21 protein-coding genes and 1 pseudogene are annotated in these 17,372 nt (G+C 41.8%); 9 read left to right on the top strand and 13 right to left on the bottom strand.

The annotated features are described in order from the left end of the window. Nucleotides 1-35: 35 nt before the first annotated feature. Both IGK14_RS08965 and IGK14_RS08960 read right to left on the bottom strand, forming a co-directional pair. The gene (locus IGK14_RS08965) at nucleotides 36-209 is read right to left on the bottom strand and encodes a hypothetical protein (RefSeq protein ID WP_005226215.1); all 174 of its coding nucleotides are present in this window, start codon (nucleotides 207-209) and stop codon (nucleotides 36-38) included. After that, nucleotides 209-874: an NAD(P)H-dependent oxidoreductase gene (locus tag IGK14_RS08960; protein WP_010748433.1), complete on the bottom strand. Its 666-nt coding sequence runs from the start codon at nucleotides 872-874 to the stop codon at nucleotides 209-211. The genes IGK14_RS08965 and IGK14_RS08960 overlap by 1 nt, the downstream gene beginning before the upstream one ends. A 165-nt stretch (nucleotides 875-1,039) precedes the next feature. Between IGK14_RS08960 and IGK14_RS08955 the strand changes: the two genes are divergently transcribed. Both IGK14_RS08955 and IGK14_RS08950 read left to right on the top strand, forming a co-directional pair. Continuing rightward, nucleotides 1,040-1,222, top strand: coding sequence for a hypothetical protein (locus tag IGK14_RS08955; protein ID WP_010748432.1), 183 nt, complete (start codon nucleotides 1,040-1,042; stop codon nucleotides 1,220-1,222). Between the two features lie 244 nt (nucleotides 1,223-1,466). Further along, nucleotides 1,467-1,628 (top strand): annotated as a pseudogene (locus IGK14_RS08950) (MalY/PatB family protein); the annotation flags it as partial. A 59-nt stretch (nucleotides 1,629-1,687) separates the two neighbouring features. Here the strand turns inward: IGK14_RS08950 and IGK14_RS08945 are convergent. Together IGK14_RS08945 and IGK14_RS08940 are read right to left on the bottom strand one after the other, a co-directional pair. Beyond that, nucleotides 1,688-1,858, bottom strand: coding sequence for a hypothetical protein (locus IGK14_RS08945; protein WP_010748430.1), 171 nt, complete (start codon nucleotides 1,856-1,858; stop codon nucleotides 1,688-1,690). A 185-nt stretch (nucleotides 1,859-2,043) separates the two neighbouring features. After that, nucleotides 2,044-3,444 carry a C69 family dipeptidase gene (locus IGK14_RS08940; protein ID WP_010748429.1) on the bottom strand — a complete coding sequence of 467 codons (1,401 nt, stop codon included), beginning with the start codon at nucleotides 3,442-3,444 and terminating at the stop codon, nucleotides 2,044-2,046. A gap of 165 nt (nucleotides 3,445-3,609) precedes the next feature. On the opposite strand from IGK14_RS08940, the gene IGK14_RS08935 reads away from it, so the two are divergent. From IGK14_RS08935 to IGK14_RS08925, 3 genes are all read left to right on the top strand, one after another. Then, the gene (locus tag IGK14_RS08935) at nucleotides 3,610-4,029 is read left to right on the top strand and encodes a DUF4430 domain-containing protein (RefSeq protein WP_005226209.1); all 420 of its coding nucleotides are present in this window, start codon (nucleotides 3,610-3,612) and stop codon (nucleotides 4,027-4,029) included. Then, a complete protein-coding gene (locus IGK14_RS08930) occupies nucleotides 4,013-4,558 on the top strand; it encodes a hypothetical protein (RefSeq protein ID WP_010748428.1) in 546 nt (181 codons plus the stop codon). The genes IGK14_RS08935 and IGK14_RS08930 overlap by 17 nt, the downstream gene beginning before the upstream one ends. 168 nt (nucleotides 4,559-4,726) lie before the next feature. Continuing rightward, complete coding sequence (locus tag IGK14_RS08925; protein WP_005226207.1) at nucleotides 4,727-5,098, top strand: hypothetical protein; 372 nt, start codon at nucleotides 4,727-4,729, stop codon at nucleotides 5,096-5,098. Between the two features lie 88 nt (nucleotides 5,099-5,186). On the opposite strand, the gene IGK14_RS08920 is transcribed toward IGK14_RS08925, so the two are convergent. Both IGK14_RS08920 and IGK14_RS08915 read right to left on the bottom strand, forming a co-directional pair. Continuing rightward, complete coding sequence (locus IGK14_RS08920) at nucleotides 5,187-5,459, bottom strand: hypothetical protein (RefSeq protein ID WP_005226206.1); 273 nt, start codon at nucleotides 5,457-5,459, stop codon at nucleotides 5,187-5,189. A gap of 246 nt (nucleotides 5,460-5,705) precedes the next feature. Next, nucleotides 5,706-6,893, bottom strand: a complete 1,188-nt coding sequence (locus IGK14_RS08915) for an IS110 family transposase (protein ID WP_010748702.1) — start codon at nucleotides 6,891-6,893, stop codon at nucleotides 5,706-5,708. 321 nt (nucleotides 6,894-7,214) lie between these two features. On the opposite strand from IGK14_RS08915, the gene IGK14_RS08910 reads away from it, so the two are divergent. After that, nucleotides 7,215-7,412: a hypothetical protein gene (locus tag IGK14_RS08910; protein ID WP_010748426.1), complete on the top strand. Its 198-nt coding sequence runs from the start codon at nucleotides 7,215-7,217 to the stop codon at nucleotides 7,410-7,412. A gap of 36 nt (nucleotides 7,413-7,448) precedes the next feature. Here the strand turns inward: IGK14_RS08910 and IGK14_RS08905 are convergent, their stop codons facing one another. Genes IGK14_RS08905 through rsxC form a run of 3 tightly spaced genes read right to left on the bottom strand, consistent with a single transcriptional unit; the run spans nucleotide 7,449 to nucleotide 10,446 of the window. Beyond that, the gene (locus IGK14_RS08905) at nucleotides 7,449-8,021 is read right to left on the bottom strand and encodes a hypothetical protein (protein ID WP_010748425.1); all 573 of its coding nucleotides are present in this window, start codon (nucleotides 8,019-8,021) and stop codon (nucleotides 7,449-7,451) included. A 24-nt stretch (nucleotides 8,022-8,045) separates the two neighbouring features. Continuing rightward, complete coding sequence (locus IGK14_RS08900) at nucleotides 8,046-9,116, bottom strand: RnfABCDGE type electron transport complex subunit D (RefSeq protein ID WP_010748424.1); 1,071 nt, start codon at nucleotides 9,114-9,116, stop codon at nucleotides 8,046-8,048. Beyond that, the gene (gene rsxC / locus IGK14_RS08895; protein ID WP_010748423.1) at nucleotides 9,109-10,446 is read right to left on the bottom strand and encodes an electron transport complex subunit RsxC; all 1,338 of its coding nucleotides are present in this window, start codon (nucleotides 10,444-10,446) and stop codon (nucleotides 9,109-9,111) included. Before rsxC ends, IGK14_RS08900 begins: the two co-directional genes overlap by 8 nt. 185 nt (nucleotides 10,447-10,631) lie before the next feature. On the opposite strand from rsxC, the gene IGK14_RS08890 reads away from it, so the two are divergent. Further along, on the top strand, nucleotides 10,632-12,566 hold the full coding sequence (locus tag IGK14_RS08890) for a heavy metal translocating P-type ATPase (RefSeq protein ID WP_438712072.1): 1,935 nt from the start codon (nucleotides 10,632-10,634) through the stop codon (nucleotides 12,564-12,566). A gap of 32 nt (nucleotides 12,567-12,598) precedes the next feature. Here IGK14_RS08890 and IGK14_RS08885 read toward each other — a convergent pair whose 3' ends face one another. Together IGK14_RS08885 and IGK14_RS08880 are read right to left on the bottom strand one after the other, a co-directional pair. Further along, nucleotides 12,599-13,042: a hypothetical protein gene (locus IGK14_RS08885; RefSeq protein WP_005226200.1), complete on the bottom strand. Its 444-nt coding sequence runs from the start codon at nucleotides 13,040-13,042 to the stop codon at nucleotides 12,599-12,601. A 120-nt stretch (nucleotides 13,043-13,162) separates the two neighbouring features. Further along, nucleotides 13,163-13,690, bottom strand: a complete 528-nt coding sequence (locus IGK14_RS08880; protein ID WP_005226199.1) for an HdeD family acid-resistance protein — start codon at nucleotides 13,688-13,690, stop codon at nucleotides 13,163-13,165. Nucleotides 13,691-13,827: 137 nt separating this feature from the next. On the opposite strand from IGK14_RS08880, the gene IGK14_RS08875 reads away from it, so the two are divergent. Next, nucleotides 13,828-14,322 carry a hypothetical protein gene (locus IGK14_RS08875; RefSeq protein WP_005226198.1) on the top strand — a complete coding sequence of 165 codons (495 nt, stop codon included), beginning with the start codon at nucleotides 13,828-13,830 and terminating at the stop codon, nucleotides 14,320-14,322. Between the two features lie 63 nt (nucleotides 14,323-14,385). Here the strand turns inward: IGK14_RS08875 and IGK14_RS08870 are convergent, their stop codons facing one another. Together IGK14_RS08870 and IGK14_RS08865 are read right to left on the bottom strand one after the other, a co-directional pair. Beyond that, nucleotides 14,386-14,982, bottom strand: a complete 597-nt coding sequence (locus IGK14_RS08870; protein WP_005226197.1) for a nitroreductase family protein — start codon at nucleotides 14,980-14,982, stop codon at nucleotides 14,386-14,388. Nucleotides 14,983-15,094: 112 nt separating this feature from the next. Beyond that, nucleotides 15,095-16,546, bottom strand: coding sequence for an NAD-dependent succinate-semialdehyde dehydrogenase (locus tag IGK14_RS08865; protein ID WP_010748421.1), 1,452 nt, complete (start codon nucleotides 16,544-16,546; stop codon nucleotides 15,095-15,097). A 214-nt stretch (nucleotides 16,547-16,760) separates the two neighbouring features. On the opposite strand from IGK14_RS08865, the gene lepB reads away from it, so the two are divergent. Next, nucleotides 16,761-17,309, top strand: a complete 549-nt coding sequence (gene lepB / locus IGK14_RS08860) for a signal peptidase I (RefSeq protein WP_005226195.1) — start codon at nucleotides 16,761-16,763, stop codon at nucleotides 17,307-17,309. Nucleotides 17,310-17,372 lie beyond the last annotated feature (63 nt).

Here is a 17,372-nt window from a genome sequence, read left to right as displayed (position 1 = left end):
GGACCAAAGCTTTTTCTTGCGTTGAAAATTATTTCTTACCATTCACTAGGGTTCCACAACTTCCCGTCAAGTTCTCCTTGTTTCAATTCGATGCGGGTTTCTTGCTGCTGCAACAACTGTCCCAGCTCTTGCAAAAATGCTTTTTCATGGTAATCAGTGGTTTCTTGAATGGATTGTTCTATCAGCGGTGTTAGCCAATCATGCCCCATCAAAGCACCTCCAATTCAGCTAAAGCATCTTCTAATTCGGTCAATGTTTCATGGTTTTCCTGCAACAGGGATAGCAAAGGAGCAAGCTGCGGTTTTTTAGAAACCAAATGTGTCAGTTTCTCAGCAAACCATTGTTGCTTTTGGTCAAACGTAAAGGGAGCGGGCATCGATAATAATTGCTGATAGGCAATGACAAAGGCACGCTTTTCTTTTTCCGTTTTATACATCAGTTGGTCAAGGACAACGATGGGTAACACGGTCATTTGGTGTTTTTTTGCCATCAGTACGAGTGGATGCAAAATTTCGTTAAAGGTCGTATTTTCTCGACCGCCTAACTGAAATTCTTTGGCAGCAACACCAGTAGAAACGGCGAAACTGATTTCTTTTCCCATCAAAGCAGGCGCACAATTTTCCCAAACCGTATCGATCCAAGCTTTCATTTTTGCTGGAACACTGTACCAATATAAGGGGAATTGTAAAACCAAACGGTCACAGTTTTGCAGCAGCGCCTGTTCATCGGCAAGAGAAAAGTCAGAAAAATCATCAAGAAAGTGTATGGTGACATTAGAAAGTTTGGCACTTTCACTGAAAAAACGTTGGGAAAGAGAGTTGTGGAAATCTGGGTGGCTAGCCACCACTAAGGTTTTTATCATGAGATTGATCATCCTTTCCTACTACATGTACCATATTTTACCAGAAAGGGAAACTAGTCTGCTTTGCTTTTCGTAGTGTTGGTCCTCTTTTAGTTTGATTTAAGGTACCTCGTCTATATTCATTGTTAAGGAAGTGTCAGTAACAACTTACACGTGAAGGAAATGGGGGAATAGAGGATGGAACCAAACGATCCCTTGATCAAAGGTCTAGCAACTATAATAAAGTTCGTTGCAAATGCACTGAACTATGTCGAAAATGGACTTGCCAGTTGGAAACAACGAATTGGTGGAAAGCATCATACGAAAGAAAATGATTACGGCAACGGGCAAGAGTTTACAGAAGTGACTGTCTACAGATGACCGATGCAGAGAAAATAACTAAGATAGCTCACCCCTCATAGGGTGAGTCCTTTTTTTTCAGGATGGCAAGTTTCTTCAACTTGGGTGTTTGCTTTGATAAAGGTCGATAAAGAAGTAAAAAGAATCGTAGAGAGAAAATCGCTGAAGAAACAATGTGATGTGGAAATTCTTCTAATTATCATAGGAATTGAGCCAATGAATGTAGTCAGCCTTTTTAGTATCTTAGTCCAACTGAAAAAAACCGATGGCGGAATTGCAGCAACGAATGATTCGAAAGGGGAAAGTCGCGATTATGTCAGGAGAGATCTATGGGAAAGAGGGGAGAAATTTTTTGCGCCTAAACATTGGCTGTTCGCGAGAAAAACTCATTGATGGCTTGAAGCGATTCACATTGAGTTTGACATAAAAAAGAACCCACTGAGCGATCAGAAAGATCCTGTATTCTTTCTGATCGCCAGTGGTTTTTTAGTCTTTCGTCGTGCGGGGAGTCATTGCAGTAGTAACGGGGATTGGTTCAACGACATGGAAATAACCTTCTTTGTCTTGAATGATCAGCATATCTTGCTGACTCTTGCTCTTGATGATCTCACCTTTAACAATTTCGTTGGTGACAGTCCGATAAATGCTTGTAGTCATGTTCATTCCTCCCAACGGTTTTTACCAATTGATCTTCAATAGGGGGACTAGTACAAATCAATTGCTTGATTTGTACCAGCAAGGAAAAAGAAAACGAATTGGTATCTTTAGTATAGGAGAGCAATGTTTAGATTGCTGCAATTCCATGTAAAGTTTTTGTTAATCCTTTTATTTTCAGCGATTGACTAATCGGCTAAAGAAAAACGCAAGGCCATTTTATTACTGCCAGACTCCACCATTTTTCCTAGTAACGTTGTTGCATTTTTTAAATACAGTTCGGCCATCTCAGCGTTGGCTTCTTCAAGCAGACGAGTAGGCTGCTTGTCAACGGAAGCTTTACGATCAGTTTCTTGTTGGATGCGGCGACAAGCCGCCATCGTTTCCATTTCAAAACGGTTGGCAAGATCACTATAGCGATCGTAGTCGCTGTCTCCAATCAACGCCAAGGTGCGTCCTAACCAATAGCTATTTGATGGATCGTAGGTCTTTGTCGTATCACAATAGCCAAGTGGGGTCTTAGTGATAGCTGCATAAAAGGGCACAACGCCATTGAAGGTATTGGGGCCAAAAGCAAGCCAATGAATGCCAGCGATTGCTGCGGGCACGTGGTTGCGGATCTGTAAAATATGGACTTGCTGGTTGCGATTGAGAGCAATCGATCGGAATTGTGTTTTTTGTGTCTCGCTCCCTGTACCGTAAGGGTCAAAAGGCGTATTTTGGAAGTGGGAGCTCAATGCCCATTTTACATCTTCCACGGATAGCTTTTGTTTTGGGTAGCATACAAACGGGAGCTCTTGATCGATCGGTTCAGCGGCTGTTCCGCTAAAGTGTTTTTGAATGTACCATGCCCGCGGGTTATTGTAACGGGTATCTTTTTCTGAGGAGCTGCCAAAAATATGGCGTAGATTAATGCCTTCAAAATCAGGATTTAATTGATAGTCTTCAATCAACTGTTCGAGATCCTGCGAACACAACGTCATTTCTGAGGCGAAATCGAAGTGATCAATGTTTAAGCGATTTGGTGCCACGACATAGGCATCATCTGGTATGCGAACAGCTGCCCAGTGATGTCCACCGATGGTTTCCATATACCAGATTTCCTCGGCATCAGAAAAAGCGATCCCGTTGGCTTCATAGGTCCCATAGGTTTCTAAGAGTTCCCCTAAGCGTAAAACACCTTCTTTAGCGGAATGGATGTAAGGCAGTACGATGCTGACGAAATCAGCTTCCCCGATACCATCTTCCACATATGGATCAATAGCCAAAACGCGCGAATTGGTTGTGATCGTTTCTGTTGCAGTCATGGCGATATTTTCTTCATTGATTCCTGAGGCTGCCCAAACTCCTTGCGATTCATCTGCTTCAGGGGTTGAAGTATAGCGTAATGATTTTGCTGGCAAACTGATTCGACAGTCGCTTAAAACGGCGTAAAATTCATTTCCTTGCCGTTCTGGAGTGATGACGACGAATTTTTGCGGTTCCGAACCGCTTCCAGAATCTTCATTGCGGGCAATCATGGTCGAGCCGTCGATCGATGCTTTTTTTCCTACTAGTAAAGTGGTACAGGACGCTTTTTTTCTATCCATCTTTCCAACACTCCTTCATTTCTTCTTACGAATGATTGAAGCTAGTATACCCATAGTCTCATGGTTTTACAATGCTTTCTATAGAGAGGAACAAAAAAATTTCGCCTTTTTTATTAATTTTTAGTAGAATAAGGTGTTGTAAAAAAAATCAAAGGAGCCATTATTATGAAGAAAACAGTTGTTTTTAGTTATATTTTTTTACTAAGTCTGGTTTTTGCCGGCTGTGCCAAACCATCGATGGATGCGGGAAACTCCTCCAGTGAATCTTCGTCAGTCCAACAAAACGCCGAAGAGCGCACTGCCCAAATCAGCTTCAATAATAAAAGTGAAGAGCAAGACCAGGAGATCGAAACCAAAACGGTCACTTTTAAAGAAGGGGTTTCTTTGATGACTATCATGAAAGAGAACTTTGACTTGGAAGAAAATCAAGGGATGATCACCAGCATTGACGGTTTAGCGCAAGATGAAAAAGCTGGCTATTATTGGACATATACGATCAATGATGAAATGATTACAACTGGGGCAGATGATACCTTTTTAGGAAACAACGATAAAGTGGTTTTCACCTATGAAAAATTCGAATAAACCACTTGCATTTGCTGGAAAAGAAATTGCTTATTTAGGGCTGCTTGTGGCAGCGGCCGTCGTCGGCAGGTCACTTTTTCAACCCTTACCCAATGTTCAACCAATGACGGTGATCTTTTTATTAGTAACCATCCATTTAGGTCTTAGTCGTGGATTGATCGTTTGTCTGCTCTCGATGCTGATTACCAATTTTTACATGGGAATGGGAATATGGACGATTGCTCAATTAGTTAGCTATGCAATCATTATTTTGGGGATGTATCTGTTGTCAAAAAGCAAGCTGTTTATGAAACAGTTGCTTTTACAAGTCAGCTACAGTGTATTTGCAGGGTTTGCTTATGGCTTTGTGATATCTTGGATCAGTGTCAAACTTTATGGGTTTCCTAGCTTTTGGGCTTATTATTTTCAAGGATTGAGCTTTGATGCCCTGCACGCCATAGGCAATGGCATTTTTTATCTGTTACTAGCACCGATCTTTCTGCGGCTTTTCCAACACTACTATCCAAAGAACAACAGCGAAGGGCACTAAGCGCTTCGCTTTTTTTGTTGAGTTAGCTAGTGTAGGGCAAAACGTCCATGACTAGAGGAAAAGTCTTTGACGATCAAACGAGGTGAAAGGGGTTATGTGAGGAAACAAGCAGGCATATTGTTGTGCAAAAGCGGTTTCTGCAGGTATCCTTAAGGTATCTAAGGAAGGATGTGGCTTTTGATGAAATGGATCGTGAAAAAAGATGATTTAGAAAGCTACCGTGCGAAGTTCCATGGAAAACTGGCTGGTTATGCCGAGGAAGCCAAAATGATTGCCCTGCCAACACCAAAGTATTTTATCGTGGTGGTTGACGAAGAAAAAATCCACTTGATTCAGTTAGATCTGCAATTTCATGAAAAAGGGATGCAGACAATTATGATCCACGAGATCACAAAATTACAACTAGGCGGTGTGGTAAATAAAAAAGTCCAGATTCAGACACCTTCGACCACTGTCAAACTAATGATCAAACCGTTGGCGATCGGTATCAAAGAGGAGCAAAAAGCCTTGATCGATCGGTTTACTAGAATGTCGCGATAAACATCGGAGGAACACGCGGGAAAAATCAGCTGGATTTTTTCAAAAAAAAGCAAGGGCAGTTGTCTGCACTTGCTTTTCGTGAGTCCTGTTATTCTGGCGTACCGACGATTTTAATAAACTCATCGATATTCTTGATTTTCATATGCTTGATCACTAACTGTTCCCGCTTGTTCCATTTTCCTTCGACTTCTAATTGGTATTTATTTAAAGGAAGGCGTAAGACATAACTGGCTAAGTAGCGATCCTTAATAATGCAATTCACGATTTTGTGGTCTTCTAAAAGTTGGATACCTGTTAGCATCATTGGCGTTTCTTGAAAAACACGGCTATTGACTAACAATCCAGTGTGGGTTTCGTTCATGGGATCTTCCTTTCTGATAAACCTGGGATAAATCATCTTTCTGTCTGTTATGTTACCTGATTTGCATCAGAAAGGCAATTCCTATAATAAATCCTCGTTATTATGTGTCACGTAAAAAGAAAGACTAACTATATAGAGTCAAGTGAAAATTAGCTAAATCAAAAAAATATTTTATAACAGTTAAGTCCAAAAAATGAGTACAACAAATAGACCTTTCACTATTAGATTTTTTTGATTGTTCAATAGCTAATCGGAAACAATCTTATAAGGTTCATTTTTAGTTAAAATAGCATGAATCACATAACAAAGCTTACGAGAAACAGCACCTAAGGCCGTCAGATGATGCTTTCCCTCAGAAATTTTTTTCTGATAAAACGCGCGAAAAACAGGATCACATCGAGAAGCAACTAGAGCAGCTGAAAACAAGGCTTTTCGTAAGTATGGAGATCCACGCTTGCTCATAACATTATGTGTTGCTTCGTTTTGCCCAGATTGGGACACAGACGCGTCTATGCCAGCATAAGCAACCAGTTTTTTCGGATTAGAAAATTTGCGAATGTCTCCAATTTCACCAAGAATTGTCGCGCCATTTATAGGGCCGATTCCAGGGATTGTGAGAATAACAGAGTCTAAATTACTCATTATGCGCTTAATTTCTTTTTCAGTTTCTTTTACTTGGCTTTCGATGAATTTCAATTGTTCAATCATGGAGCGTAATTGAAATGTAAAAGCTTCTTGAGCAAATTTCACTCCAAAGGAGTTAGAAGCTGCTTGCTTCAATTGATCTGCTTTCTCTGGCTTTATTCGGTTCCTGCTTAACTCAGCTAAGTATTGAGCCAACGTTTCTGCCGAAATTTCTTCTAGCTCTATAGGAGAACTAAACTCAAGCAATAACTCTTTAGACGCTTTTCCGAAAATACCTTGTTTAGAAAAAATTGATGCATATTCAGGAAACACTTGATCTAGTACAGCTATGATTTTTCGTTTGAAGTCGCTTGCGGTACCTACTAAATAGGTTCGGTAACGTGAAAGTTGTTTTAACGAAAAAACATTTTCATCAGACAATACTGTTTCTACAAAGGAACCATAACGCATCAAGTCAGCAATCAAAACAGAATCAATAATATCATTTTTTCGTTTTCTGATTTCTGTTCCTTTGCGCCAGCCATCGGTTTGAAGAGGATTCACAACGTGAATCAAAAAGTCTGATTCGTGGAGGTATGAAAAGATGGAGAGCCAATAATGACCCGTAGCTTCCATTCCGACAATAAAGTCAGCGGGAGTCTCTGAATATTTTGAAAGCCGCTCAATCAGGGAATCAGCTCCTTCAGTAGTGTTAGGGAAAGAAAAACCTTTTAGGATCACTTTACCTTCTTCACTCATTAAAGAAGCCACGTGAGTTCGCTTGCCGATATCAATTCCTAAGAAGTACATACATTTGACCTTTCTAAAAAAATATTTTGGATTGAAACCCGCTCAACTGAAAAGCGTCACTACCTTGTACGAGATACGGAGTAAAGCAAAAACTTTCAACATCTAACTCATACGTAATCCACTTATCAGAGAGAGGTGCCAGTCTTTCGATTACGAGCTTCAAAACTCAAGGAGGCAACGGCATAGCCTCTCAATCCAATAAATATATTATCTCAAAATGAATGAGTTAATACCAAATTAAAATAACGATGGTTCATAGGGTTATCCAATCAAAACCGGAAGGTTAAAACCCTAACTCTAATATACAAGGAGGCAAAAGGAGTGGTTAGGTATAACCGTTTCTCAAAAGAGTTTCAAAAGGCTTCGAAAGAACTCCGTGAAGGGAAGAAGTCCAAAAATGCCAATAATGGGCTGCGAACACGACAAAAAATCGCTGCTGAAAAAGAACAAAAAGCACAAAATGCTTTTTCGACTGGTTTTTTGATCGGTTCCTTCAGAGAAATATTCCGCAAGAAATAAGCAAGTTCCGCTGCCAAAGCGGGACTTGCTTTTTGTTTAGAATAAATAATTGAAGAAGACACCGTTGAGAAAGGAAAAGCTCAGATAAAATAGAAAAAGTGTCACGATGTCCAGGGGTAGGCCTTTCAGAATTGGCGGAATTGCGGCAATTTGATTTCGTGTATGAACCCCTGACAAAGCACAGGAAAAGAGAAAATACATGCCTACAGCAACAAATAAATTGGTTAAATAATCGGTATAGGGAAATTGGGTCACAGTGGCGATCGTCAGCAAGATGACACTGACTAGGGTCGTCTTTTTTAGATCATTCGTCAAGAAACGTTTTTTTGCTGGAACGATCAGTAAGCATAAACTGGCAGTAATCAAGGCGATGATGGCAGCACTTACCAAATTGGTGACCACTTGATTGCCATAGACAAAGCGATTTTGAAGCAAAAGATAAAAACTTAAACCGCTCAACAAGTATGCGACTGCAATGATCCCTGACAGGAAAACCACCCGTGTCGTCACGTTCGGTTTTTTTTCTTTGACGGTCGGCGCCAAATTTTGACAGGCGTAATTTGTGAGTAGAATGACTAGGAAGACCACTAGTTGATTGGCGATCATCATATGAGAACGCTCCTTTCTTGCGTTTTAGCTCATGATTTTAAGGTTGAACGGGGTCTTTTTTCCTTCCCCTAAAATGCGAAGGCGTAAGAAGCGATCGATGAGTGGAGTAAAACAATTCATGATCAAGATGGCATAGCTCATGCCTTCGTTTGTGAAACCAAAGAAACGGAAGAGGACAACGAGAAGCCCCACGCCTAAGGCAAAAAGATTTTCTCCTGCTTTTGTTCCTGGAGTCGAAGAATAATCAGTCGCCATATAGATCGCACCCAACATGGCACCACCGCTGATGATATGCCCGATCACCGTTTGCCAACTGCCAGTAAAAAGTCCTTCTGGACCAAGGATAAAAGCAAAGAGCCCGATCGTTGCAAAAATAATCAGTGGGATACGAGGGGAGATGATTTTCTTGTAAACGAGAAAAATTCCACCCAGAAGTAAAAGCAAGGCACTGGTTTCACCGATTCGTCCCCCAGTAAATCCTAAAAAAGCATCCAACAGATCAGAACCGCTTAAGGTGTCCCCGGCCTTCATGACAGCTAACGGCGTAGCACCGGAAACGACATCGTTCGCCGTAGCTTGCGAAACCACATCAGGAGCAATGCTGCCAAAAGGTGGATCTGGCCAACTGATCAAAAACATCTGGTTATAAAACAAGCCAATCAACAAGGCGCGACCGCCAAGGGCTGGATTTAAAAAGTTATAGCCGATACCGCCAAAAAATTCTTTGACGATGATCACGGCAAACGCCACCCCGATCACTGGGAAATACCAAGGTGCGGTCGGTGGAAGATTCATAGTTAAAAGCAATGCCGTCACAACGATACTTAGATCGAAACGAAATGGCCGTTTGATGAGGTAAGACCAAATTCCGTCGGCGGAAAACGCCGTGGCTAACGCAATGAAAAACAACCCATATACCTTGAGCCCGAAAAGGTAGCCCGAGAATAAAACTGCTGGTAGTAAGGCTAGTACTACACAGCCCATGATTTTGACTGTTTCGTCATTGCTGCGAATATGTGGGCTTGGTGGTGTTTCTTGGTTTTTTCGTTGCTGAAAGAGGCGCTCGCTATCGGAATCCTTGTAGTAATCAGGCACTTTCCTTCGCCTCCTTCTGCAGCTGTGCAACCTTGCCTTTTGCGGCAGTGATGTTGGCAGCTAAGGAACGTTTGGCTGGACAGACAAAGGTGCAAGCACCACAATTGATACACGCTTCTGCCAGCAATTCTTCACATTTTTGATAATCGCCTGCTCGATAGAATTGATCGATCTCCATCGGCATCAGGCGCATCGGACAAGCTTCGACACATTTATTGCAGCGAATGCAGGGGTTTTCGGCATATAGCCAATCGGTTTCTTCATTAAAAACAACGATCCCGTTGCTGCCTTTGGTGACCGGAACCTTTAATGTTTTGACGGATTTCCCCATCATGGGGCCGCCAAGAATCAGCTTGCTGGGCGCACCTTGAAAGCCGCCAGCAAAATCGATCAACTCTCCTGCGAGTGTTCCTAAAGGATTTTTGACGATGCGTGGATGTTGAACATCACCAGTCACGGTTGTATAGCGTTCAATCAGCGGTTTGTCATAACAGACCGCTTCAGCGATGGCAAAGCTGGTGGCAACATTGATCAATACGATCCCAATATCGGCAGTCAAGCCGCCTAAAGGTACCTCCTGATCGGTCAATAACTCTACTAACTGCTTTTCACCACCGGTTGGATAAACAGTTGGGACAGTAACGACTTCTATCGTGTCATCCTCTGCACTTGCGGCTTGCATCGCTGAAATGGCTAGCGGTTTATCATCCTCGATGCCAATGATGATTTTTGGATTAGCTAACAATTTTTGGGCAATTTTTGCCCCTTGGATGATTTTTTGGGCTTCTTTTTGCATTAAGAAGGCATCACTGCGCAAAAAGGGCTCACATTCAGATCCGTTTAAGATCAAGGTATGGATTTTTTTATTTTCATCAATACTGAATTTGACATGGGTGGGAAACGTTGCACCGCCTTTGCCGGCGATACCGCCTTGACGGATTTTTTTGAGGATCGTTTCGTTAGCAGCAGATTGCCAGTTGAATGGGGTAGACAAAAAATCATTATCGAAGGCATAATCGTTTTCAATGATGATGGTTTTTCCTTCTTCATTGTTTTGATTTGGCCAATCGACAATATCGACGATTTTGCCCGAAACAGATGCATGGACTTTCGCAGATACAAAGGCATCTGCTTCAGCGATCACTTGCCCTTGCTTGACGTACTCACCAACGGAAACCGTCGGTTCGACAGGGGCACCAATATGTTGTGCCAAAGGGATAAAGACCATCGTGGGTGAAAAGGTAAGGATTTCATCTTGTTCGATCATTAATTTTTCTTTTAACATTTGTAACGGGGGACTTAGTGAAATTCCACCAGTAAATGTTCTCATAGCCAACACTCCTTTTTTCTCCTAACTTTATTCTAGCATGCCATCCGCATTCTCAAAACCATAAACGCTTACATTTCACAAGGAAAACTTATTTCGGTTGACATATGATTGTTTGTTCATATATAATCAGGGTATAAACATGATTGATCGTTCATATGTTCGATGGATTAGAGGAGGTTTTGATGATGGCTGAACATACTTGTCAACACGAGCACACAAAAACGAAGGGACATACGCATACCCATGATCATGGGACGTTTCCTCGTAAAGTTTACTTCGCGGGGGTAATCTTCTTTATAGTGGCGCTGTTTATTTCGAATCAATGGGTAAAAGACGGGGTTTATTTTGCTGCAGTTTTATTAGCGGGCTACCACATTTCGTGGGAAGGGATCGAGGATACCGTAAAAAGCACAAGAATCAATCGGCGCTTTACGCCAAATGTACATCTATTGATGTTATTAGCAGCGATAGGGTCAATGATCATAGGCAATTTTAATGAGGCAGCCTTACTGATTTTGATTTTTGCTGGTGCTCACTTTTTAGAAGAATACGCGGAAGGGCAAAGCCGACGAGAAATCACCAATCTTCTCAAATTGAATCCAACGGAAGCACGTTTGATGGGCCCAGATGGGAAAGCCAAAAAAATTGCTGCTTCAGAGATAAAAAAAGGGGATATTTTACAAGTTTTGCCTGGTGATCAGTTAGCAACAGATGGGGTGATTCTTTCTGGCACGAGTGCCATCAACGAAGCTTCCATCAATGGCGAGAGTATACCGCGAGAAAAAACAGCGGGAGACGAAGTTTATGGCAGTACCATCAATGGCAATGGAACATTTTTGATGGAAGTCACAAAAGACAGCTCGGAAACGGTCTTTGCCAAAATTCTTTCAGTCGTTGAAGCGGCACAGTCGAATCAGTCACCAACAGAAACACGAATCAAAAAAATCGAACCAATCTATGTAACCATTGTTTTCATTGCAGTCCCTTTGTTCATCTTAACAGCACCGTTTCTACTTGGTTGGGATTGGTATACCAGTTTTTATCGCGGGATCGTGATGATGATTGCAGCGTCTCCTTGTGCGTTAGCGGCAAGTGCGGTACCTGCTAGTTTATCTGCGATTTCAAATCTAGCGAAAAAAGGGATTCTTTTTAAAGGCAGCAACTACTTAACGAATTTTGCTCAGATCAAAGCGGTGGCATTTGACAAAACGGGCACGTTGACCGTCGGAAAACCAACGGTCACGGATGTCATTTTCGCTGAAGCCATCGATCAAGCAGAGGCCGCTTCCATCATCGTTTCGCTGGAAAAACAAGCCAATCATCCATTGGCAGATGCGATCGTTACTTATTTTGAGAAGAACAATAAAGAGCAGCAAAGCGAACAGCTGACGGTTACGAATGAGATTGGTTCCGGTTTAGTAGCCGTCTCAGGAACAAAAACCTATCGATTAGGAAAAAGAACCAAAAACTCCCAGTTAACAGGTTCGTTGGAGCAACAGTACCGTCACCTGGAGGCGCAAGGAAAAACGATGGTCGTTTTTTCCATTAATGAAGAGGTTGTCGCAATCATCGCTTTGATGGATGAGCCGAACGAACAGGCAGCTTCTGTGATTCGTTATTTAAAAAATGAAGGGATCCATACCGTTATGATCACCGGAGATAGTGCGTCTGCTGGGGAAGCCATCGGAAAGCGGCTAAATGTTGATCAAGTGGCGGCTAATGTGTTGCCTGAGAACAAAGCGGAAGCGGTTCGAGCACTCCAAGAAGCCTACGGACAAACCGCCATGGTGGGGGATGGCATCAATGATGCGCCCGCACTTGTTCAGGCAGACATCGGTTTTGCGATGGGGGAAGGGTCAGATGTTGCTATCGAAGTGGGGGACGCCGTGATCATGAAAAATGATCTTTCACGCTTCGCGTATGCCTATCGCTTAGCGAAGAAAATGGATCGAATCATTTGGCAAAATATTTTCTTCTCCATGTTTATCGTCGCATTACTAGTCGGGTTGAATCTATTTGGAAAAATGAATATTGGACTGGGGGTATTTGCCCATGAAGGAAGTACGTTGATTGTATTGTTTAACGGGTTGCGCCTTTTGCGCAAACTGCCAGATGCATAAAAAAAAGCGGCTATCGAAGGATAGCTGCTTTTTTAATGACTGAATTGTGTCGAAGTTGGAAAATCAAAGGCATCGATTTTTTGCAATCGATTTTCGATCCTTCTTAAAATCCCTTCAGAGGAATCCAACGGTTTGATTGCATGATAAGCAGTCAGTAACAGGTCTTTTTCTTTAGCGGGACGGTTTTCGATGCGGTAGATATTTGCTAGTCGTTCCACGTATTCATAATGACTATAGTCTGTTTTGTTGATCAAGAAATGCAAGAGATCTTTTGCTTTTGCGTAGTCTTCTTGAAGATAAAAACTGATTGCTTCACGATACAATTTGATATCAAGTTCTTCGATCTGGTCAGGGGTTGCTTTAAGCGCACGCCACTCATTGATCGAGATTTTTCGTACGACTTTGCCAGTTGCATCGGTCAAAAAAATTACCGGTACATCGTTTGGATGTTTTGCTTCTTGCTTGATTTTCTTCATGTCGCACCTCCCGCGTGTCAATGGACTGACTGTTTGATATCTCCTATTTTAAAAGGAATAGCGGGAAAAGTCTACATGTAGATGTTAGATTCGTAGGAAATTTTAAAACATTCTCATTTATTAGGCTCTTTTTCGTTGAAAATGGTTGACCGCATCGGAGGCACCCATGAAAATCAAGATCCCGCCAAAAATTTGGAAGAATAACAACCAAGTGGCGAAGGGATTCAATACTAGGATGATCCCTGCAGCAATGATCAATAGACTGATGATCAAGCTAGTGATATAAGGTAAACCAATGCGTTTTTGGTTAAAGCTTGCCATCAATCGGGTGCAACCGCTGATGGTGATCATGATTCCTAAGAAAAATGGCACGATGGCAAGTAATCCTTTGGCAAAAACTAAAATCGCAGCTGCCGCAATCAACAGTAAGATACCAGAGACGGATTGCACATTGCGATAGCCCTTTTGTTTTTCTTTGTAGCTCGTATACAAGCTAATGATCCCTAAACATGCAATATACCCGGCAACAAGATAAACGATCGTGTTGAAGACAGATCGTGGTGCAATCAAGATGATGAAGCCAAAGACGATATATACGACGGCACGAAGTAAATCATAGCGTTGTAATTTATCAAAAAATGCATTCATGATAATTCCTCCTTTTTTTCCTATTGTACCGAATTCTTGTTAAAATAGATATCAAAAAACCTACGAAATAGGCTAAGCCTTTTGTATCAGATGGTTTTTTGGTAGAATAAGGAAAAGAAAACAGAACGGAGAGTATTATGAGTGGGTTAACGCTAGTGATGTGTGCCTTTACGATCGTTTTATACCTTTATTTATTCGTGGTAAGGAAAGACATTCAATTTCTTGCTGTGGAGCGCAAACTAAGCAAGGTCGCCATTACGATTTTTTCAGTAATGATTATCCTATCTATGGTGATGATGGAAGAGGCACTTGATAATCGGGTGCGAGGGATCGTTTCGGGTTTGGTCTTTTTGAGCTTTGTTTTAGATAGCCGCGGCTTAGCACTTGATCGAATCATTGTCCATCCAATGAGTATCAAAGGGGTACTATACCAAGAGATCGATCGAGTCGTTTTATTTCAAGAAAAGGAAGGGCAGCCCATCAAGATGAACTATTTTCGAAGAGGGATGAGAGGCCCATTAATGAAATTCAAGCAGCCATTAGCAGAATTGGTTGTTTTCTTGTCAGAACACTTGAATGAAGGGACACCGATCGATATTTTAGTCGATCATGATCAAGGAACAAAGGACTAAAAGACCCTCGATTACTGCCAGTTTAAGGCGTAATCAAGGGTCTTTTTTTAGGTCGAAAATTGATTAATGGAACACGCGGAAGCGCTCATCGTCACTTAGAAATTCTTTTTCGTTCGGTTCGCTTTCTTTTGAACCAAAGACTAGTTGCGCCCGCAGTTGCCAATTTCCAGGAATTGACCATTCAGCTGCAACAGCGTCATCGATGACAGGGTTGTAATGCTGTAAGTTGGCACCTAATCCAGCTTCTTCTAAAGCGGTCCAAGCGTTCGCTTGAGCGATCCCATTCGATTGTTCTGCCCAAACGGGAAAGTTCTCTGCATATAGAGCAAATTGCTCTTGCAAATTTTTCACGGTATCCGTGTGAATAAAGAATAGAACGGTTCCGTAACCCGCTTTAAAACCAGCAAGTTTTTGTTTTGTCGCTTCAAACGCTTCGGGTGGTGTCAATGGTTCTAACGCAGCCTCTGTTAATGTCCACAATTTTTCGTGGGCTTCGCCAAATAAAATCACGGCTCTTGGTGATTGTGCGTTAAACGCAGTTGGACTATTTTTCACTGCTTCTTTCACAATGTCTTCGATTTCAGTGTCGGAAAGAGCCACATTTTTACCTAGCCCATAGATTGAGCGGCGCTGTTTGATTGTATCAAGAAATTTTGTCATCGTATTCCCACCTTTTCTATTGTCATAGAGTGAAGTATACATTCTTACTTAATGTTAGTAAAAGAAAATGCTTGGGACGTCAAAAAGTCAGGCAAACGCACCTGACTTTTTCTTATTGGGCATCGATAGCAATGAATTTAACGGTCACGTATTCTTCAGGGCCATATTTGCCGTTTTCACGACCAAAACCGGAATGCTTGACGCCGCCGAAGGGAGCCGCCGGATTTGAGATCGCAATGTCATTGACCCCAACCATCCCATATTGGAGGTTTTGGGCTACATTCGAGATCGTTTGCAAATTCGTTGAAAAGAAGTAGGAAGCTAGTCCAAATTCCGTATCATTTGCCGCAGCGATGACTGCTTGTCGATCCGTAAATGAGATCAATGGAATCACAGGTCCAAAGGTTTCTTCATAGTAGATAGCCATCTCAGAAGTAATCCCATCGATGACCGTTGGTGCGAAGAAGTTGCCTTTTTCGTATTCACCTTCAGTAAGCTTTTTACCACCGAGTAAAACTTTAGCTCCTTTATTTACCGCATCTTCCAACTGCTCGATGACTTTTTCAACGCCTGCTTGGTTGATCAAAGGACCAACAGTAGGGTTTTCCAGACCATTGCCGACCGTTACGGTTTCCATTTTCGCTAGTAATGTTTTGGTAAAGGCGTCTTTGATGGACTCTTCGACAAAAATTCGATTGGGGGATGTACAGACCTGACCGTTGTTGCGGAATTTTGCTGCAATTAATTTTTCAGCAGCTAAATCTAAATCAGCATCAGCAAAAACAAGAAACGGGGCATGACCACCTAACTCCAATGAAACTTTTTTCAGAGTTGGTGCTGCTTGTTCATATAATTTCATCCCAACTTTCGTGGAGCCGGTAAAGGTGATTTTTTTGACTTGTTCATTTTCGGTCAGTTCTTTCCCAATCTCAGAAGAATCACCTAAGACGATATTGACGACCCCGTCTGGAAGTCCTGCTTGTTGAAAAAGCTCGCCTAAAGCTAATGCGGATAGTGGGGTTTCTTTTGATGGTTTCATAACAAGGGTACAGCCAACGGCCATAGCAGGTGCAATTTTTCTTGCAATCATGTTAGAAGGAAAGTTCCAAGGTGTGATCGCGCCAACAACCCCGATCGCTTCTTTGCGTACCAGCCAATGATTGTGTTCAGGGGCTGGAATCACTTCGCCATAGACCCGTTGCGCTTCAGCTGCATTCCAACGGAAATTGTCAACGTTGGATTGGATTTCTGCCTCCGCTTCTTTTAATGGTTTTCCTTGTTCCATACTCATGATTTTTGCTAAACGATCGCTTTCTTCCTCCATCAAATCAGCAATGACGTTCATCAAATCGGCACGTTCTCGAGGGGAGCGTTTTGACCATTCGGGAAAAGCAATCGCTGCGGCATCGATTGCTTGCTTGGTTTCCTCGATCCCTCCTTGACTGACTTTTACGAGTTCTTCATTAGTGGCAGGATTGGTAACCGAAACCGACTCTTTTGTTCCTTCAAGCCATTTTCCGTTAATCAATAACTTTGTTGGTACTTGTGGTAACTGTTGGTTCATCTTGGCACTTCCTTTCAATAATGGGTTCTTATTTAACCCTAGCACGGATCAGAAAGGATGACAATTCATATGCAAGTCTCTTGATTCTCCAAATTTTTGTAAAGAACCAAAGGGGAAATGTCCTGCTCCTATCATTTTATGGTAGAATAGAAAAATAAGAATGTTTGTTCGATTCTTGGAAAATATAGTAAAATATTCAAGGAGTGAGGGACGCGTGCAACAAGTAAAAGAGCTTTTAAAAACAGTAGGATTTGTCGTGATCTTCACTTTATTCCTCTTGTTATTAAGACAGTATGTCTTTACTCCTGTGATCGTAAAAGGAGATTCGATGGACCCCACATTACATGATGGTGAGCGGGTGATTGCTTTGAAAAATACCGAGATCGAACGTTTCGATATCATAACGTTTGAAGCACCGGATGAAGCAGGCAAAAACTATATCAAACGCGTGATCGGTTTACCTGGCGATCAGGTTTCCTATCAAAACGATACCCTTTATATCAATGGACAAGCATATGATGAACCCTACTTGGATGAATTCAAAGCAGCTGTCACAGATGGCTTTCCATTGACCAGTGATTTTGATATGGGGTTATTTGGTGTTGAAGTCATTCCTGAAGGTCAAATTTTAGTGTTAGGGGATAACCGCCGAATTTCCAAGGATAGTCGTCAATTAGGTTTGATCGATGAAGCAACGATTTTGGGTGATGTAAAATTTGTATTCTGGCCAATTGCCGATTTTGGTATGCTAGGCAAAGAGTGAAATTCTGCGACCGTTTTTTTGTTTTTAAAGAGATTCTTTTAAAAACAAAGACGCATTTGAAGA

The sequence above is a fragment of the Enterococcus sp. DIV0970a genome (genome assembly GCF_051711265.1).
GTDB lineage: Bacteria > Bacillota > Bacilli > Lactobacillales > Enterococcaceae > Enterococcus_D > Enterococcus_D casseliflavus.
Note: the sequence above shows the minus strand (reverse complement) of the source record. Positions and strands in the feature narration are given on the sequence as shown.

Coding starts and splice junctions, on each gene's coding strand:
- IGK14_RS08935 (WP_005226209.1), top strand. CDS start 3,610: ATGAAGAAAACAGTTGTTTTTAGTTATATTTTTTTACTAAGTCTGGTT.
- IGK14_RS08885 (WP_005226200.1), bottom strand. CDS start 13,042: ATGAAGAAAATCAAGCAAGAAGCAAAACATCCAAACGATGTACCGGTA.
- IGK14_RS08955 (WP_010748432.1), top strand. CDS start 1,040: ATGGAACCAAACGATCCCTTGATCAAAGGTCTAGCAACTATAATAAAG.
- IGK14_RS08875 (WP_005226198.1), top strand. CDS start 13,828: ATGAGTGGGTTAACGCTAGTGATGTGTGCCTTTACGATCGTTTTATAC.
- IGK14_RS08925 (WP_005226207.1), top strand. CDS start 4,727: ATGTGGCTTTTGATGAAATGGATCGTGAAAAAAGATGATTTAGAAAGC.
- IGK14_RS08915 (WP_010748702.1), bottom strand. CDS start 6,893: ATGTACTTCTTAGGAATTGATATCGGCAAGCGAACTCACGTGGCTTCT.
- IGK14_RS08865 (WP_010748421.1), bottom strand. CDS start 16,546: ATGAACCAACAGTTACCACAAGTACCAACAAAGTTATTGATTAACGGA.
- IGK14_RS08960 (WP_010748433.1), bottom strand. CDS start 874: ATGATCAATCTCATGATAAAAACCTTAGTGGTGGCTAGCCACCCAGAT.
- IGK14_RS08920 (WP_005226206.1), bottom strand. CDS start 5,459: ATGAACGAAACCCACACTGGATTGTTAGTCAATAGCCGTGTTTTTCAA.
- IGK14_RS08905 (WP_010748425.1), bottom strand. CDS start 8,021: ATGATGATCGCCAATCAACTAGTGGTCTTCCTAGTCATTCTACTCACA.
- rsxC (WP_010748423.1), bottom strand. CDS start 10,446: ATGAGAACATTTACTGGTGGAATTTCACTAAGTCCCCCGTTACAAATG.
- IGK14_RS08890 (WP_438712072.1), top strand. CDS start 10,632: ATGGCTGAACATACTTGTCAACACGAGCACACAAAAACGAAGGGACAT.
- IGK14_RS08965 (WP_005226215.1), bottom strand. CDS start 209: ATGGGGCATGATTGGCTAACACCGCTGATAGAACAATCCATTCAAGAA.
- IGK14_RS08880 (WP_005226199.1), bottom strand. CDS start 13,690: ATGAATGCATTTTTTGATAAATTACAACGCTATGATTTACTTCGTGCC.
- IGK14_RS08870 (WP_005226197.1), bottom strand. CDS start 14,982: ATGACAAAATTTCTTGATACAATCAAACAGCGCCGCTCAATCTATGGG.
- IGK14_RS08940 (WP_010748429.1), bottom strand. CDS start 3,444: ATGGATAGAAAAAAAGCGTCCTGTACCACTTTACTAGTAGGAAAAAAA.
- IGK14_RS08930 (WP_010748428.1), top strand. CDS start 4,013: ATGAAAAATTCGAATAAACCACTTGCATTTGCTGGAAAAGAAATTGCT.
- IGK14_RS08945 (WP_010748430.1), bottom strand. CDS start 1,858: ATGACTACAAGCATTTATCGGACTGTCACCAACGAAATTGTTAAAGGT.